The organism is Paenibacillus sp. FSL K6-2859 (assembly GCF_038008265.1).
Classification (GTDB): domain Bacteria; phylum Bacillota; class Bacilli; order Paenibacillales; family Paenibacillaceae; genus Paenibacillus_AQ; species Paenibacillus_AQ nitricinens.
Map to the genome: position 1 here is coordinate 151,163 of NZ_JBBOYU010000003.1, position 19,029 is coordinate 170,191.

Genomic DNA, 19,029 nt, shown 5'->3' on the forward strand with positions numbered 1-19,029 from the left:
ATCTACCTAACCGAAGGCAGGGATAAAAAATGAAATTGTAATTCCAACTGACATTGTTATCATTACTGCTCCCGGTAAGATACGAAAATCTTTATTATCCAAACTGCTGGATGGCGCAAAAGCGTTCATGCCCGCCTTGGCCATGATATAGCCAATGGTGTTCTCAAAGATCGCTTTAACTACACGTTTAAGCCCGTATTTCCTACCAAAGCGATAAGCATCAATAAGAAATAAAATCAAAACAAGGCTAAAGAGAAATATCCTTAACGCTGATCGCATTTCATCTCTCACAAATCCCCCGTTAACTGCTAATACGTAGCAGCAAATCCCTAGACCATTAGTCATCATCATTTTAGTATCGCCAGGAGCTGTAGATCCCGCAGCCTCAAGTAATAATCCATAGAAAAGAAATGCGATACAACCCCATCCAACTGCCCATAAAACAGCAGTTCCTTGCTGTACAATAATAAGAGTTAAAAATAACAGCAAATAAAGAACATGCCATAAATTCTTTGTTATTCTCCAACGAACATCACAATACATATTGAATCCGTTGTAAACAATTAATAGAATCAAACTACTCAAAATCATTTCTCTATTTCCCTCCCTTTGAATTTCCTTCTACTCTTATAAAAAAACCTCCCTTTCGGGAGGAAGGTTTAATCTTTAGGCCAATTCCACATACTCTCATCAAAGTTATCCCAATCTATCAGTGATTGACTTTGCAATACGTCATAATTATCTTTCCACAAAGAAGTAGGTCCAGAAGGGAATAGTGGTGATGGAAAAGGTTCTTCCGGATTAATCTGTCTTACATAAAAGTCGTCCATTACCGTTCCAGAGACTGTATACTGCATAAGCACGCATTGGTGAAGAGCGTTAACTCCTTCTGCATACAAATCCACGGAAACTATAAAAGTTCCTGCTGGCATATTTAAACTGGTATAAAACGCTCTACCACCAGGATAGTAATAGTTTGTATCGTTCGGATCGTTTGATCCTGGATTTGAGCCTTCTTGGTATACCACTTCATCACCATGCTTTGCGACCCATGCTGTCGGCATCGCCCATGTAACTTCGTTACCTGCTGTCCTTATCTTTACTAGGTCAATATCCTGTAACGTCCCATCCTCTTTTGGAAAGTGTGCAACTGCTCTTGTAAGATTACCTTGACGTCCTCGATCTTCGGTATACTTGGCATCAATTGCAAATGTAAATCCTTGCCCAGCTTGTACTGTAGAACTTCCACCTTGAACAAGAGGAACATCAATACCGTTTATTTCATCTGCATTTTCCTCCACATATGACCCCGACAGGCTTGAAGATACATAGGCGTTGAAATATTCATAGTAATTCCCTTCGTTCCAATTGACACAATCACGTCCAATATAGGCTCCAGTAACAGGATGATAAATATTTTCATAACGGGAACAATACGAATAAGTTCCAGAAACACCTGTGGTTGCACCAATTGAGCAAAAGTTTCCATTTGGTGGCGTAGAACCAGTTATTTCAAATGAAGCAATTTGAGTATTATCCGCGTAGGTCGTTTCCGGATCAACTGGTTGTATATTTATTGTTGCCATCAAGTTGTATCCATTGCCTATGGCCATATTTCCGCTATTCCAATCAAAGAAAACCGTTCTTGTATCACCAGGAGATGGGAGTAGAATCGATTTAGTCTCTATAAGACTTGCATTTCCGTTGGCGTCTAGAATATACAGTCTAACGGCTGCCTGTTTCTCTCCGTTAGTATCAGAAGATAATTGTTCCCGTCCGACCACAACACGTGTGGTCACAGATGAATTCTGAGTAGCTGAACTAGCAGAAATTGTTTTCACGAAGTAATTTAAATTTTTGGACATCAGTTGATACTTTTTACTGATCTTATTATCAGTCCAAGCATTAGTCCCATCAGCTTTAGTCTCATTAACAGGCTTGTTATGATTTTTATTTATTTCTGCATCAAAATAAAGATAATTTCCGCCTGGTACAATAGGAAGAACTAGATTTGAAATCCATTTTTGTTCTCTCGGTGACAAGCTGAATTTCGCAGGCTGTGATTGTAGTGTTTGGTTAGTCCACCAGTCCAGATAAGTATCCGTGACCGTCTCTGTATAGCTCTCGTTCTCCACTAAAACCTCAAAATTCACTGAGTTACCAATTTGTGGCTTAGTCGGATTTAACCGAACCTCTTTAGCTCTTAGATTAATCTGTACGGGCCCGACTCTTACTTCCGTTCGATTATTGAGCCAATCGATCTCGTTCGTAGGTGCGTCCTTATTCGCATTAATGTTCAGTATAAGTAAGGCCGACTGAGGCGGATAAGTAATATCAAACGTTAGGCTACGCGTTTCTCCTCTCTTAAAGTTATTGATCGGAATTTTCGATACAGTATTTCCCGCCGTGTTCCAGCGCCAAGCCAAATAGGTTGATGCGATATCTTTACTCCCCTTATTCGATACATTCACAGTAACTTTGGCTGCAGTACCAGCAGTCTGGGGACTCCCAGGGGTGATTTTAACGCTTGATGGAATTATAGCCAAGTCGTTCTTATAGGTGCCTACTTTGAAATTTGTAACTGCTATACGATCGTAGGCATCACTGACGACCATGGTGAAATTCTGTACGGTACCATCCGGTGTAATAAGTGAACTCATTTCCGACATAGGAATACTACTATTGTAGTTGTACGTTCGTTTTCCAGAAGCATCAAAAATTTTATAGATATTTGGTGAAAAATCATTAAAACGTGTTTGGTCACTTGCTCCTGACATTTCTGTTGTTGAGTTCATGTAATTCAGAACGTCACCAAATGTTTTACTCCCCTTCATAATCCAGATCTTTTGCTTGTGACCTGAATAAGAATAAGTGGTAGTTGATATTTTCAGTTTACCAGTCGCTGCACTAACTAATTCACGCTGTTCACCATTACTTTCCATTCCAAATACAGCATGTATTTTGGGCCATGAAGTCACTGAATATGTCGTTTTAAAAGCCGGGTATGTGATACCACGGTTTACACCTTTTGTTGGTGTTTGCGCGATCATATCACCTTCATCCACTCCTCCACCCGAAAGACTAACAATTGAATTGAAACGAAAGAATAGATTTTCTGTTAAGTCTACTGGAGGAATTGCTCCGACATAATAAAAATTATCTGCCGATAATACGTTAGAACTTGAAGCTTTGCCATTCAGAACAGTATTTATTTTGTTTAACACATAACTTGGATTACCGCCTGCCCAATCAGCAACCTTTTTAATAGGAGTTCCTTTTTGTGTGGTATTTACATCACCATTCGGATAGTAAGGAACTAGTCTGTAACCATCACGAGCATCGAATTTATCAGCAGACTCCTGTTCAAGTATTTGAAACAAAAGGACAGGTAGATAGCTCCCTCCTGGAGTTGCATCTGCCCATGTACTAGTAATGACGTTTTTAAACCGAACATCGTCCCAAAGAGCGTAAGCCTTCCGTGATGCGAAAAGTAAATGATCTCCTTGTTCAGGACCACTTGCTCTTAAATCTCCTATCACTTGAGTTTTAACCTCTTTTGTATACGGATAGTATCTAACCCCATATTCCGGTTGAGGTGATGCTGCATCGGATTTAATAAAGGTAACAAGAAATATCAGAACAATTAAAAGAAGCGTTGTCACAAGGACACGCTTCTTTTTTAAATCTGAGGTTTGAACTATGTTCATGAATGCTTTGCCCCCCAGATAACAGCTCCGTCAGCTGAGATACTATTAACTTGTTTTGCCTCTGCACCTACATACATCGAAATACCGAACGTCCCTTTTAGCTTAAAGGTTTTTGTTTCGCCAGCCAGAACATCGACCATTGCTGAGCTCCCGTTCTCTCCGACCAAATATACGCTATAACCACTAGGAATATTATTAGGGAAGTCGATTGTGACAATCCCATCTTTCACCTGAATAGCATCCATAACTTGGTGCATAAAAGATTCACTCTTTTTGTCTATAGGCATAAAACCAATAGCACGGGACAAAATCGTATTGGTAACTGTTTGCTTCTTTACTTCCTTCAATGTAAAGTCGCCTACATTTTTATTTTCCCATCCGTGTGAAGAGCTAGAATTATTAGATGAATTTGATGCACTATCATCCGGAAACTCTGGTAGTTTAGTCGTGTCCGATGCAGTGGTTGGACGTGGCTTTACTTCATTGAACCCATGGTCAACTGCATTTTTTATGAACTGAATCGCTTCTGCTCTTGTTAGTAACTCTGCTCCCGCATAACCCTTAACACTTGGCTTGTCTGTACGCCCTTGGGACAGATCATTTGCCAGCATATAGCGAATTGCATTATCTCCAGAATAATTCACACCAGCAGCCCCGCTTACGATTTCTGCCACTCGTCCTCTGCTCAACTTTTCAGCAGTTTTTGTTGAATCATCAATGCCTTTAAGAGACCAATTATACTTTTTTGCAAACGCATAATATCCGGAATACCATTTTCCTGTTCCTACTGGATTCTGCTTTCCAACAAAGGTATTGATAAGCATGGTCAGAAATTCTGCTTCCGTTACGGTCTGATTAGGTTTAAAAGTATGGTCTTCATAACCTTGTAGTATGTTTTGTGTTACTCCCCAAGTGATCGTGTCGTGTGCCCAATACTGATCTGAAACATCATTGAATGATTCATTAGCAAACGATGCTGACGCAACAGTGACAAATGTAAGAGCAACGATGATTCCATGTCTAATTTTTTTCGAATTTCGCATTGACTAGACCTCCTCTTCTGTTCGCTTCAATTATCTTGTATTAAAGTTATCATGACTCTAACTATTTACAACTCCCCAAGAAACTTGTAGATGGGTTTTTATAAAAAAAAAAGCAGCCGGGGGGGGCCGCACTTTCATAACTTGCTACAAACAGAAGTTTATCACAATTCTGTACACAAATCAATACAGAATTTACGGATTAAAAATTGCATCTCCAAGTATCAGTTGTGTATCTAATACGTCGCTCTTAAGAGCGATTTTAATTTTTGATTTATTTCTTAAATCTAATTCAACATGAACAGGAGCATCGTTGGGGTAGATATTTTTTGTGAAATAGGATACTTCCTTCCCGTTGATCACCTCGGTAATTCTAACCTCAACTGGTGTATTCGCGTATGCAGCTTTATTAGTTGAAGTTATGGTTTTCTTTACAGCCATATATGTAGATAAGCTGGCATATGGGTTTTTAGATAGATCTATCGCCGCTCTTGCGCTACTTCCTTTGAGAATGCCTCCCTGAATAAACTGCATCGTTCCCACTTTCAAATCGGTAGGTACTTTAGTTAGCATTAATGTTTTATCAATACTTCCACCGAAATCCGTAAGAGTTGTTGGTTCTGGACTCTTTTCGTTTACTTCCTCTTTAAGTTCAGGCTGTATTGCTTCGTCTAAAGTTATGGTGCGTTTATCATTGTCCCAACCCACATCCCATCCCATATTCTCCGAAATAGCCCTTAAGGGAAGATATGTCGTGTTATCAATCGTTACTGGAGTTACTCGAAGACCCCTTGCATCCTTTAACTCTAGTTCGATTCCATCCTTTATAACTACAATTGTTTCATCTCTAGTACCAGTCACTTCATTTAATGACATAGCCGTTGTTTTATCAGATATAAGAGAAACTGCAATGCCTATTAAAGCTGTATACTGCAGGAGTTGCTTAGAAAACAATTTCATTATATCCCCTCCCATCTGAAAATCGTATATTAATATCTATATACACCGAAATAGGTTGCACCTTTTCGGTACAACCCACCCTGTCCCACAACAAATATTATACTCTAACCTTTTTATTCTGTACACAATAATATACAGTTATATAAATTTTATACCATTGCCAGTAATCCTAAGTGTTCTGCTATACCATCGTACAATTCTTTTTTCCATTTCAACGATTTTAAATCGCGATTTAATGTAGCAATAACTTGTACACCTAAAACATCACTCCATGGTAATTTCGCCCCAGTCACCTCCTGAACAACTAAACCTATTTTTCCAACATCAGCCCCCATTTTCCTTAAGCTTGAAATTTGAATATCAGCCATTCCAAGGTGCTGTTCGGTATCTTGTACAACCCAAACAGCACGAGTAGCCCACTCAATTGCTGTATGAATAATCACTGGAGAACTTTGACTTTGCAAATCTGCAATAATTGATCTCCCAGGAAATGCTCGCTGGGATCGATTCAACCATTCTTTTAATAAAGACTCATTGAATGTTTTCTTTACTGGAAATACCCACGGCGCACACAAAAATCGGTTGTTACATACCGCCATTTCTTCCATCCCTTCTTCAATATCCGAGATGTTATACTGTGGCTTAAGATTTAAACGTCCGGCAAGTTGACCATAGCTAAATGCAATCTCAGCTAATCCAATATTATTCTCTATTGAAGCTTGTGTCAGTTGGACAGCGATATTTGTCGTACCAGCACCACCTTTTGGGGAATACAGAACGACTCGATGTGGTACTGTAAACTGTATTGAACTCTGAGTATTGTCTGTAATCTTTTTACCAAGCTTGATTGTAGACGAATCAGGAAACTCCCCTGTTCCCTTTTCGAGAGTTACATTAACTTCTTGTTCGTCCTTCAGTTCTTTCCGTTCCCCGCGAATTGATCTAGGTCGAGATATACTTTTTATTTTGATTTGTATTTTTCCGACAAGAGAGCTTCCTGTAGATAAATCAGAATCCTGACTTGTTTCATTTACTTGTGTATCATCTCCTTTTTCAAAGTCGTTTTCATCCTTAGGAACATTCAAATTCGTGTTGCTTTCTTCTTTATGCTGATATATTTTTTGCCCTAACGCTTTGATGAATTTTCGGGCAGAATCTGTTATCGAGGTAGTGTTTGTTTCGTTGTCGGTGTCTGGTAGAATGTCTTCTGCAATAACCTTACCCATAACTTCTATATTCTCATAATTTGTAGTGGGGTCGGCGGCTAGGTCGCTCTGAACATTAACGTTCGTATACACACTTGCTTCTTGTGTATCAATGGAAACTTTCTTAATAAATTCCGTTTGGTTCTGGGTTCCGTCTGGGATCTCTATGGTACTAGTTGTGCTTTCTACGCTCTCCTTAACTTTTTCATTAGCTGATTCTACAAATGTTTCCGCTAGACGGTGAGCTTTATCTTTAACATTCTGATCAATATCATCCTTAGTAAGCACAGATGGGACTACTTCCGAGCTATTTGCTTTTATCGTTGCTTTTTCTGGTGCCTGATTCAATTCTTCTTTCGGAATATAATTAGCGACTTCGCTAAGGGACTTTGGAACTTTAATTAACCGTTCAATATCCGAAAGTGAGAGTGATTCTGTGCAGAGGAAGTCATAAAAGCTTTTTTTCACAAGCTTTTGCATAAACGATGTACTGGATCTTTCGAATAATAGGAATGTTAATCGTCTTCCACTTCCTTTATATTCCTCGATAAGTTGTAACATTTTCAACTCTCGTATTGTAATTGTCTCCTCATTCATTACACTTTCTTCAACAAGAATGGTATCTGCATTATTAAGGTTTTCTGCAATCTTCGCATCTTGTATATCAGACAAAGTAGCCACGACTGAAATTCCGGAAAGCCTATTTACTGCTTCAATGATAGATTTTGTTGTAGATACTAACGCCACCTTAATTCCGTTTTCACTAATCAAAGCTTTTTCTGATACGATTGGTACTTCAGATTCAGTTTCATTACTCGCTATGCTTTTTGCTTCAGAAGAACGAGAAGGTGGGGCTTCATGATTACTTACATTCAACGAGTTCAGCCATTCCTGAACTTCTGACCCAAAACCTTGTGGTTGACCTTGATATACGAGTGAAGGTATAGGCATACTTACAATATTTTTATAAAAACTGACGTTCTGGTCAATCAGCACCCCGTCCAACTTGGCTTTTTGCAAATATTCCATCGCTGCATTCCAATCTGAAATCAACGGGGAAATAGAAATTCTAGTTGAAACATGCTTTATATATCCTGAAAGCCGCTCGTAATGCTGTGGACGGCAGATAATTACTATATGCATCATTTACACCTCTTCCTGAAGAGAATTAATATCGACTTTAACAACTTCCTTATCACCAGATCTAATATTCACTAATTATTCTCCCTTCAATTATTTGTAAGGAAATCTAAATTTCAGTTCCTACTGATAAAAAAAAGCATGCCAGCCTGAGCCAGCACGCTTCTATTAAAAATAGTTTCGAATATTTTGCGTAATATCATTTACTATATTCATTAATTTAGTCATGTCACCCATAAATAGAAGCGAAGTAAAAGCAACTACCAATGAAATCCCACCTGCCGCCAAGGCTTTTTTAGAGAAAATGCCCAAAAGTAACAGAACAAAACCAAGTATAAGTGCAATAAGAAACAGGGGATAGGATATTCTTTCACCAAATTTTGATAAATCGTTCCCCATCTTCGTCATGCCTTTTCCAAACCTTTCTGAAGTTACTGGTGTAATATCAATAGCCCCTTGAGAATCACCAGTTGATTGATTGATCGATTGGTTATTAGTAACGGTTCCTGTCTGACTATCTCCTGGCGCCGCATGTGCAGGTGCACCAAAGCATAAAACAATAAACACAATCAGACTAAATACTCGAATACCTGATTTTTTCATATAACCTTTCCTTCCCTTCTCATAGTTATTATCTTTAATGATTGAATCCCCTCTAGCTCCAACGGATTTCTCACCTCCTCGAATTAGTCTAAAATCTCATGTATTCCGTAGGATCAACCTGTACGCCATTCACACGAATCTCAAAATGAAGGTGATTTCCAGTTGATCTTCCAGTAGATCCTACCCCTGCAACTTGCTCACCAGCTTTTACCTTCTGCTTGGGTTTAACCAAAACACTATTATCCAACAAATGACCGTATGCCGTTGAGAAACCATTCCCATGATCAATGATCACTAGATTCCCATACCCTGTTTGCTTGCCCACATAAGCTATCACACCATCAAGAGGAGCCTTTACAGGTGTTCCTGCGACTGCAGCTAAGTCTATTCCTTTATGATTCTTAGATTCCCCAGTAAAGGGATCTGTCCGAACAGCAAAGGGGCTTGAAATGGTATATAAACCAGAATCTACCGGAAGTGTCGCGCTTGCCCAGAGTGGGGCCGGCTTTGAGAAGAGATCTGCAAACATTAGAACATCATCTACATACCAGTCTGCATGGTTATATTGAAAGATTGCTTTCCTAGGGTCCGAATTCATACCGTTCTTGTTCAAGTAATTTGCAGTGGAAAATATCGCGTCCCAAATATTCCAAGGGTCTGCTTTACCATCACCATCAGCATCCACACCATAACCGCCTCCTGATCGAATAACTTCAAGATTGGTAATGTCTAAATCAGTAGATACTAGACCATTACCGACATTGTAAGTCCATCCAACCCATGTAGCCGGCATAAATTGGGTATGACCTATTGCACCGGCAGATGAAACCATCGTTGGTTCAGTTGAAAAGACTGTCTCGACTCGATGAATTGCAGCAAGGTAATACCACGGTACGCCATACTTGGCTTGAGCTGCCTCATAAATAGGAAGAAACTCAGCTGGTACCTGAGCGCTTACATAACCGCTCCCGCCAAGTTGCGCAGCTCCGGGAGGAAATAAAAATTCAGAGAAATTCGGATCATAAGCTTTCGCAATTTCAATTACTAAATCCGTATCATCCTTACTTAGTCCGTTGTCGACTACGTATGTCGTCAGCCGATCACTTGATCTTGGAGTAGTGATAATCTGACTGATAACCTCTCTAGTTACTGTTGTGGTATCAGGTGCTGTACCTGTAGTTTGCGTTTGCGATTTATAAGTCAAGGTAACAACTTCATTGAATTTATCAACTTTAGAAAGAAGTTTGGATTCATAATTTTTCGTTGAACATTTAATCTTGGGAGCGGTGACTGTAGTATCAACAATTTCTCCCTCTTCTCCTTCAACCACTGGTGGAGTTACAGCTTTACACTCCGTTACTTCTGTGGTGGTTGTTTTCCATGAAAATCTTGGTCCAAGCGCTTTATAAGTTTTCTCAGGATCAGGATTACGATGTATTCCATCTCCAGTATAAGGATCTCCGATTAAGCGATCCGCCCCAGCAATTAAGGCCCAGCTCACATTGTAAGATTTCGCCTGTTCAAATTGACTAAGAGAAAAAGGTCCAGCTTCTTTTGATCCAAAACTCATATCAGCTGCTGAACCTAGTCCATTTTCGGACAATTTCTTATACTGCTCAATGAGTTTCTTGTCTTTTTCCAAGTCCCATTCTGTATCACCATCATCCAAAGCGAAAATAGAAGGTGATCCGGTCGCTACCCGAGTTTCATTTGGCTTATCTAAAAATATTGAGAGAAATGCAGAACATAAAATCACAATTAATAAGATACCTAGTATCCATGGACCAGCTACAGCCAATATTTTGAGTACTACTTGTTTCAGTAATTTCTTTCCGACCTGTTTTAAAACGTGCTTTATAAGATGTTTTGCTGCTTGCATGCCCCGCTGCAGCATACTCTCAAGGTCCATCAGTAATAGCACCTCCTATCTAAATAAAAAAAGACCCAATCTGTCTTAGCAGATTGGATCCTTCTGTACTGTCTAAAATAGCCTTTTTACTTAGCCTTATAAATCTGTTTCCTGTCCACTTGGAGAATTATCATTCTTAAAAGCACCCTAAACAGCGAAGGCACATTATCTTAATTGGAATGACCTCCATCACTTACCTGTCCTTTCACCCCTTCTGAAATAGTTCGAGAAGGACCTGCAGACTGTACTGGGGGATTCACAACTCTAGAAGAATCTTGACCAATTGATGGAATAGAACCATTATTATATGATCCTGAGTTACTATTGTGTCCTGAACCCACAGCCCCTGTGTCGTTATTTCTGACAGGTCCGCCTGTTAGAGTCCTTTTGCTAGTTGAAAGCTGCGAATTATCAGTATTTGAGCTTGTTGGCCCTTGTGTACTACGCGGATCTGAAAGGTCTGGGGTTCGATTACTTACAGAACCGGATACGCTAGAAGAGCGTTCCACACCATTCGGAATTGGAGCTGATCCTTGAACATTATGAGAACTTGGAATGTTAGCTGCTCCATTACCAGAAGGACTGGTAATGCTTCCTTGAGGTCCTGAATCTTCACTCCCAACCCCCCTGTCTCCGAAACTAAACCCCATTCCCTCTCCACCCATGCCACCAGATCCTGGACTTTCCAGCGGTGGAATGGGACCGTAATCAAAGGACGAAGCCATTCCACTCCCACCGCTATGCCCCTCAAGCGAACCTGATGGATTCATAGGGGAAGGAAACGTAGGGAACATGTTTTTATCTTGCGTTCGATTAACCATGACTCCACTGTTATCTGCTAGAGGAGTATGAACTATTCCAGGCAATTCAAGTGGGCCTCTCCCTGGAGACATACCCACACCTGCAGGTAATGCTAATAGCGGATCCCCACTTTTTGGTGGAAGCGCTAAAGGGTGGGGAGCGGGTTCTACTTGTGTTATTGGATTATCTTTTCGATATTCGCGCCAACCAGCGATTCCTTCTTTTAAAGCTCCACCCGCTGCTCCAACGTGTTGCTTCATAAATCCCGCGCTTTTTGCCCCTAGAGAAGCTCCAACAAATCCTCCGCCAAAGTTTCCAGTTAGGGCTGAGCCCGCTATAAACCCTGCAGCACCCAGTATTGCTGTGGGTGCTCCCTTAAGAGCCTTATTTGCACCAGATTTAAGACCACTCGACATTTTTGAAGATGTAGATCCTATGGCGTACGCTGCCCCTCCCTTTAATCCTCTGGAGGCTGTAGCTGCTCGCAATCCACTATTAAAACTTTGCCCATCATTTCCAGATTCTCCTGCAAAGTCGAAACCAGACTCTATCCCTTGGCCAGCGCTGCTCCCAGCACCGTTCATCGAATATCCAGGAACAGCGCCACTATTCATACCATTAAAAGAAGGAGCATTAAGAGCTCCATTATTCATTCCGTTAAAAGAAGGAGCATTTAGAGCTCCAGCATTATTAATAGCTTGATTTAATCCTGAAGACAACCCAGCTCCTGCCATAGCACCCGCACCACCTGCAATGGATGATGAATTTTTACCAATACCATTCGCGCCTAAATTCAGCATGTTACCACCACCATTATTTCCAAAACCACCACTTATACCTTTGACCATCATTGTCATAGCTGCAAGTGTTCCTCCACCCAAACCTCCTTTAACTGTACCACCCCCAGGAGCTCCGAATAACAAACGTATAAGGCTGGTTAGTGTAGGCATTCCTATCAGAAAAGCAAAGAGTACCCAGAAGTTTGCATCATTCACAAGTACAGCCACAAAGAGAGCATATCCAAGAGCATGACCTGCTTGAATAAATACCTGTGAAGCCAATTCTCTAAACCACAGATCCATCGCTTTTTGGTTCCCAGGAAATATACTCGCATAAGATACCCAAGGAAAGATAACCATTAAAAATAAGAGAGTTACCATACGCATTGCGTATTGATAATTCATCATACCGATACAAACAGCCATAACCAAATAAAGAATGGCTACTGGGAGGCTTGTTACACCTTCTACAGCAACTATTCCAAGTAAGTCAAATTGCGAAACATCCCATCCTGTTGCTCTATATAACCCATCGATGGCAAAAAGGACGATCACTTTGTTTGGGAAAAACACGATTTGAAATAGATATCCAGCAAGATACAATCCTAGAAAATAGAAGATTAAGCCGCGTGTCATACCACCAAGTGTAGACTGTCCTTGGAAGGTGTTTCCTTTATACATGTAAATAAATGCCCATGCTAAAACTGCTATAACAGCCAAATAAGCACTTACACCAATGAATGAACTATAGAAATCATTAAGGACATTGAATACCCCAACATCAAATGTATTTAATATAAGACTTGGATTATCCTGATTGAAAATTAGTTCGTTATAATCTTTCAAACTCAGTACATGAATAAGAAAATCTGTGAATCCTGTAAAGAGTTTGGCCAGCGTCTTCTCCAAATAAGAAGGATCCTTACCTTCATTACTGAATGATTCTCCAAGCATTTGGTCTTTCAGAGAATCCATCTTATTTTCCGATTCAGTTTGATTGCTTTTATTCCCTTCAGCATAGGCATGCTGTACCGATATGGTCGATACAGTAAAACCGATTAAAAGGAGAATGACAAAGAGAAATGCCGGCAACCGTCTTCGCTTCCGCATCTCAGCCACTTAATCACACTCCCTTAACCGCTTCCGCATAGTCATTAGGATTTGTTGTATATAACCAATATTCATTATCAGTCGCCTGCATTTGTACAATTGTAGACTCTTCATCTACTTTCAGTATACCAACACCACTGTTTGCTTTTAGGAGAAAAGCGGCTTCACCTGAAGCAAGATTGAACTTTCCTTGGACGGCTTCGATATCAATTGCTTCTTGACGCAGTAGGAGTTTAGTAGGTGCGTTTTTCAGAATACCCATTCCTTCAGGCTTTCTCAGGAAAACTTCGAACCCTTGAGTTACCGCGCACATGGAAACATTTAGTTTCCGACCACGTCGATATGAATTCTCCAACCATTTTGCTTCTTCTTCTTCCTCCATCATAAGTTGTGACTCATCGACAACAATTCGTTTTTTCTGAGTACGGTCTTTTTTTGCGAATTTCTCCCATATCCATTTTGTTGAAACGAAAATTCCAAGAGGTTTCATCCATTCTTCTTCGAGGTCTGCAACAGAAATACCGTAAGCACTAGCACTGCCAATAGAGAAAGTAGATTGTCCATCAAAAATGGCTTTCGATGGGTCACCCCCTTCTCGGGTAAACAGTTTGACAACACCCCAGATTGGTTCCAGCTCTTTATATTCCAGCATAAGTTTATAGTGGTCATATAAAGTTGGAGATGGCTTCTGTACCCAAACTCCGTCTTTTAACTCATATAAACTACTCGGGTCCTCATTTATTTTAAAATCTCGATACAACTGCAATATACTTTCATATACCTTAACCTTTACCTGTCCAGTCAGAGCCTCTGGGCTAACAATACGTATCATTTTAAAAATGAACGCCTGCACAGCTTTATAGCACTCATCCATGATAACCTTGACTACGCCATGCTCGTCCTCTTCCTCCGCTACATCATAGAGATTTATGCGCTGGTAGCCTTCTGACTTTGGAGATAACTCTGCGTATGCTCCACCCATGGCTAACACCGTGTTTTTATATTCACGATCCGGATCTACAATTGCTGTTTTTATTCCTTGGGCTGCGCTTCGTCGTGTAAGAATTTTAATAGCGAATGATTTACCAGAACCAGACCTCCCAAACACGACCATATTCTGGTTAGTTAAACGCCTGTCCCACCCATTATAAAAAACAGGACGACGATACTGGTCAAAGCCCAAGATAACACCGGTTCGATGCGATAATCCACCGTATCCATAAATGAAAAAGTCAGCTACATTACTCGTTTCCATATCCATCATATTTTCTGAAATAAGTGCTTTATCACCGATGCCGAGCGATGCACGCCACATCTCCAGCTGTCTTGTATCAGCTGATTGAAATTTCACCCCAATTCCACCAAGCCTTTTAATAATCGTTCGGCTTAATCTACGAAGCATCTCAGGAGTCTGACTGGCAACACTCATGATTACTGAGGTTTTGAACAATTTCTCTTCGTTGATCCGAAGACGTGACATTTTCGCATTCAGATCGTATAACTCTTGTCGGATGTTCCCTTGCTTTGCCGGATTCCGTTCCTGTTCCAGTTCAGCTTGCAATATCGCCACTCGATTGGCCAGCCGATTCATTTCTATGCTAGCCTCAGCAGGTTCTATTACTATAGTTAAGTCCACATCCCCATCGCCTTCTGCAAGCATGATAGGATCAAGCATGCCTATCCATGTAGTGCGTCCAGTGAACTTCATGTACCATGAGCGAATATAACGAGCTCCTAAAGTATTATCACCGATTTCTAGCCAATAATCTGTTGCTTTGTTTTCACCAGGTAGACGTTCTATCATGGAAGGAGGCGCTATAAGCTGCTTTTCATGTTCCGTAAATCCCTCTTCGACTATAAATTTCTGTTCAGCCGGTACGGTATTTGTCTGTCTCTTTTTGAAGAACCACTTCACTGTGCAGACGCTCCTTTCGTATAGTGCATTTTACTAAACGAATGTAGTGTTTCGTTTTCTTCAGCAGTACGATTGATCATTTCTTCCAGTGTGATCAAACTTGATATTTCACGATTTCCAGACCGATAAAGATACTTCAGCACTTCTTTACGGTCCATTAAATTAGTTGACATTCCGATACTTCGCAATGCACCCTCACAGATCCTTGTACTATTTGTTAGCTCTTGACGAGCTGTATCAATATCCTGAGATGAATTTTTAGCACTATTTTTCCGTAAAATATCATTCAAAAGAGGATTAGAAAACTCTGCCTCCATATCGTTTAAATATCGATTATCAGTTTCCAAAAAAACGTAATAATACCTGTCAGAGATTTGGTTTCTTTCCAAATATGCTGTAAACATCAATCTTTGTTCTTCGACATATTCAATATTATTAACATCCCCCGTGTCCGTCGCTTCTGCAGCGAGTTCTTCAAAATAATCTTCAAGTTTGTAAGGATGGCTCTCAGTTTTAAATCTTAAGGGATGTGGAATAGCATTAATAAAATCTCGAAATGTACTCCATATGATTTTTTGCTCAATAGTTGATTTCAAAACAAATGATATTGGGAGCACTTCAATCATGTAAAAATAGCGATCGTCTTCGGTATAGATTAATCCATCTGAATCAACTTTTTTAACCGTAAACCAATCTGCAGCTTTAGTTTTCTTCAATCCTTTCTTTTTCCTCTTCCCGCTAAAATGTAGCCATAGATATACTGCAACCAGTCCAGCGACCAGAAGGTAATCCGTCATTTTGTGTATCCTCCCTTATTTCCATATTCATCTCTAATCAAAAAAAGGCTCGCCTGTATGGCGAGCCTTTTTTCTTCCCTTTATAAATTCTCTGCCGAGTGAACAAGGGAGTGACTTGACAGTGTTAATGTCATTTTGTAACATCACAAAAATTTACGCTTTCTAATTCGGCAATGAATATAATTAAAAATAAACTTGTGAAGCGACAAACCTGTTCTTGGATGTTTGATGTGTGCAAAAGCTAAGCAAATTAAGAACGGAATGAGATGAAAAATATATCCGAATGGACCAATACCAGGAATCGGACTTATAATCCCCCCCAATTTCATAGTTATCAACCCTCCGAGCGCCCACCATCCAACTTGTGGGTAGGTCAAACTATAAATGACTGTGCTCTTTTCGTTACTCTTAAAGGCCAATAAATGTTGTTCTCCATACATAAGATGGCCTCCCTATTTTTTTGGCGCCGCTGCTGTCCCAGGATCCACAGGAGTCGAATCTGGAATAATGCCGTAAACAACACCGACAATTTTATCTGCGAGAATTACCAATACAACTGCCCCGATAGTCCACTTAATTCTTTCTTTCCCTGCTTGGATCTTCTGTGAATCCCCGTTCGCAGTCAAAAAGAGGATACCAGCCCAGACAATAAATGCAACAGCTAGAAAACCTACACAATATCGAAAATACTCAACAGCCTTTGTAGATCCACCCTTAATTGTTTCCTTTAGTGCATCACCATTTGTTGGATTGAGTGTTGTGGCGTGTGCGACTGCTGCAAAAGTAAAGCATACTACCATTACCAAAAACAGTTCAAACCAAAATCGCTTTGTCTTTAAAATTCCCATTCTATTATCCTCCATGTCAAAGTGTTATTGGCCCAGTTTCCTAAATTAAATTCATCATCAAAATCCCAAGTCACCCCCTACCCTAAAAAAAAACTTCTCTCTATGAAAGAGAGAAGTCTATTTTCTATTCTCAAATTATTTTATGTAACATCTCGATTCAACCTGAAATAGAATTTTCTATAGATTGAATTACAGAAAGGCAAAGCCAAAAGAAATAAAATTATTCGGATTCCATCGTGATCATTTTGGTATAAAAAAAACATACTACCAACCAGTAAATATAAAATACATGTAAAATAAATGCTCCGAACAATAGCTAATCCCACACTTATATCTCTACCTGTTATTATCTTTTTTAAAGACTCAATCAAAATGACAATAGTAATTGAAGGAACAAACATTAGCAGATATATGCCAATATAGTCTATATCCAGTCTACTCACAGCCAGCAATCCAACTATAAGAAGTACACGGTTGTAAATCCGATCTATCAATGTCGTTACTCTAAATCCATTCCATGTATCTCCGTACATAACAAATTGTTTTAGCCATCGTATACAAAAAGACTTGTAATGAGAGTTTGGGTATCTAATGATCTTTCGCCTCATGGTTAATGACAGATCAATTAAACTAATCAGTATGAGCAAACTTCCGAATAAATAAATTAACACTATTCCCCTCTCCTTTAAAATAATTCTCTATAAATTTAGCTGCAGCTTCAGCACCTCCTCGACAGCTCGCATTTGTTCTTTTGATAACTTCGTTATATGGCCATCAAGTTGAACTTTGTCCACGGTTCGGATTTGTTCGCACATAACAACCTGCATTCCTACAATGGTATCGATGATAATCTGACAATCCAATTTTTTTCGCATCGCCTTCTCTACTTGACCTGAGAGCATTACTACCACAACCGTAGTGGAGTAATAATTACCTTTATTGTTTGATATAATCAAAGCCGGTCTAAAACCATCTACTTTTTGAACACTTCCTACTTCCTTATGAGTATCCTTAATCCAATAAATTTCTCCTCTTGATACCATCATTCTTTTTTTTTAGATTCATTTAATATCCTACCCTTTTTAAATTCATCAGAATGATTACTAGTAGCACCTCGTTCATTTACTGCTGGCATCCCCATGTTGCCGACTCCCTTCTCTATCCCAGAAGATCTTTTGTATTTGCAAGGAGATGTGCAATAACATCACCTGAAATTAATTTGTATATGATCAATACAATTAAGGCAGATCGAAAAAATATATCAACAAACCGATATACCAGAAAAGGCATCCTTATTCCGTATTTTTTCTGATATGGCCAAAACAGCTGTACCCTTCCCGTTATCATATCGCCCAGAATATGAGAAATTACCCCTGCAAAAAAGGCCAATGAAATTAACCACGTATGAAAAAAAAGAAACAGAATAGGAGCTAATACAATGGTTAACCCACTAGCAAATAGCAAGGAATGCGAGAGCGTCCGATGTTTTATCGTATATTTTAAGATAACGGATATTGGAAGAACTAATCGTCCTAGATAACTCTTAGTTTCGTCAATGTCTGAGATCAATCCACCAATCGAACCAGCTAAAATACCTGCCCAAGACGGATACATACAATAACCAGCTACAGCTCCTGCAATAACATGTGTTTTCGCGTACATTTTCTCTCCCCTCTCTTTTTGGAGAACATAAAAAGAGCCTCCAATTGGAAGGCTCTAAAAATAGAAATATAAGAGTTATTCATTTGCGAAAATAATTAAGTAATTTATGAATTAATCTTAACACATGTCGTTTCTGTATTCAATAGATTACACTATCTTTCTTAATCGTTACTATACCTTCATTGTCCACTAGTACTTCTTTCAACTCCAAATCCGCTGGATAATTTCCGACTTGAGATAAACTAAAACTCAACTTTTGGATTAACTCTGATACGCAAAAATCAGGTGTTGAATTATTAGAAAGGTCCAACTCAACCTCTAACCAATGACTGTGAATTGAAATTCTTTTAACTATACGATTACCTGGATGCCTTTTGAGTTGATTAATGATACTTTTGATCATAGTGAGAGTGCTTGAAATGGTAGAGTAGTGGGAAATAGCAACTCGACAAATAGGAATGGTCGAAGGATCTGGTCTCTGAATTATGAAAGCCAGTTTCTCATCCTTTATTTTTTTTGACTTGTTCTGATTAGATTTCGCCATAACTCTCCT

Annotated in this window: 15 protein-coding genes; all 15 read right to left on the minus strand. The window is 39.5% G+C overall.

Annotation, left to right across the window (positions count from 1 at the left end; translation table 11 throughout):
* Positions 1-6: 6 nt before the first annotated feature.
* The 15 genes from MHB64_RS33345 to MHB64_RS33415 all read right to left on the minus strand — a co-directional run bounded on the left by MHB64_RS33345 (position 7) and on the right by MHB64_RS33415 (position 19,020).
* Complete coding sequence (locus tag MHB64_RS33345; protein WP_280788198.1) at positions 7-591, minus strand: hypothetical protein; 585 nt, start codon at positions 589-591, stop codon at positions 7-9.
* 68 nt (positions 592-659) lie between these two features.
* Positions 660-3,707 (minus strand): CARDB domain-containing protein, encoded by a 3,048-nt coding sequence (locus tag MHB64_RS33350; RefSeq protein ID WP_094877626.1) that lies wholly within the window; start codon positions 3,705-3,707, stop codon positions 660-662.
* Entirely contained in the window at positions 3,704-4,750 is a 1,047-nt protein-coding gene (locus tag MHB64_RS33355; RefSeq protein WP_341136475.1) for an S-layer homology domain-containing protein, read from the minus strand. The genes MHB64_RS33350 and MHB64_RS33355 overlap by 4 nt, the downstream gene beginning before the upstream one ends.
* 192 nt (positions 4,751-4,942) lie before the next feature.
* Complete coding sequence (locus tag MHB64_RS33360) at positions 4,943-5,707, minus strand: stalk domain-containing protein (RefSeq protein ID WP_179283719.1); 765 nt, start codon at positions 5,705-5,707, stop codon at positions 4,943-4,945.
* A gap of 149 nt (positions 5,708-5,856) precedes the next feature.
* A complete protein-coding gene (locus MHB64_RS33365; RefSeq protein ID WP_341136476.1) occupies positions 5,857-8,058 on the minus strand; it encodes a hypothetical protein in 2,202 nt (733 codons plus the stop codon).
* A gap of 162 nt (positions 8,059-8,220) precedes the next feature.
* Positions 8,221-8,655, minus strand: coding sequence for a hypothetical protein (locus tag MHB64_RS33370; RefSeq protein ID WP_341109645.1), 435 nt, complete (start codon positions 8,653-8,655; stop codon positions 8,221-8,223).
* Between the two features lie 88 nt (positions 8,656-8,743).
* Positions 8,744-10,564, minus strand: a complete 1,821-nt coding sequence (locus tag MHB64_RS33375; RefSeq protein WP_341109644.1) for a peptidoglycan DD-metalloendopeptidase family protein — start codon at positions 10,562-10,564, stop codon at positions 8,744-8,746.
* Positions 10,565-10,734: 170 nt separating this feature from the next.
* Complete coding sequence (locus MHB64_RS33380; protein WP_341136477.1) at positions 10,735-13,263, minus strand: hypothetical protein; 2,529 nt, start codon at positions 13,261-13,263, stop codon at positions 10,735-10,737.
* Positions 13,264-13,267: 4 nt separating this feature from the next.
* On the minus strand, positions 13,268-15,169 hold the full coding sequence (locus tag MHB64_RS33385) for a VirB4 family type IV secretion system protein (protein WP_341136478.1): 1,902 nt from the start codon (positions 15,167-15,169) through the stop codon (positions 13,268-13,270).
* The gene (locus tag MHB64_RS33390; RefSeq protein ID WP_280788189.1) at positions 15,166-15,966 is read right to left on the minus strand and encodes a hypothetical protein; all 801 of its coding nucleotides are present in this window, start codon (positions 15,964-15,966) and stop codon (positions 15,166-15,168) included. Before MHB64_RS33390 ends, MHB64_RS33385 begins: the two co-directional genes overlap by 4 nt.
* A 143-nt stretch (positions 15,967-16,109) precedes the next feature.
* Positions 16,110-16,406, minus strand: coding sequence for a hypothetical protein (locus MHB64_RS33395; protein ID WP_280788188.1), 297 nt, complete (start codon positions 16,404-16,406; stop codon positions 16,110-16,112).
* A 12-nt stretch (positions 16,407-16,418) separates the two neighbouring features.
* Positions 16,419-16,814 (minus strand): pilin, encoded by a 396-nt coding sequence (locus tag MHB64_RS33400; protein ID WP_341109641.1) that lies wholly within the window; start codon positions 16,812-16,814, stop codon positions 16,419-16,421.
* A gap of 698 nt (positions 16,815-17,512) precedes the next feature.
* The gene (locus MHB64_RS33405) at positions 17,513-17,860 is read right to left on the minus strand and encodes a type II toxin-antitoxin system PemK/MazF family toxin (protein WP_341136479.1); all 348 of its coding nucleotides are present in this window, start codon (positions 17,858-17,860) and stop codon (positions 17,513-17,515) included.
* Between the two features lie 112 nt (positions 17,861-17,972).
* Positions 17,973-18,476 (minus strand): metal-dependent hydrolase, encoded by a 504-nt coding sequence (locus MHB64_RS33410; RefSeq protein WP_094877639.1) that lies wholly within the window; start codon positions 18,474-18,476, stop codon positions 17,973-17,975.
* A 139-nt stretch (positions 18,477-18,615) separates the two neighbouring features.
* A complete protein-coding gene (locus tag MHB64_RS33415) occupies positions 18,616-19,020 on the minus strand; it encodes a hypothetical protein (protein WP_280788184.1) in 405 nt (134 codons plus the stop codon).
* Between the last annotated feature and the right edge of the window lie 9 nt (positions 19,021-19,029).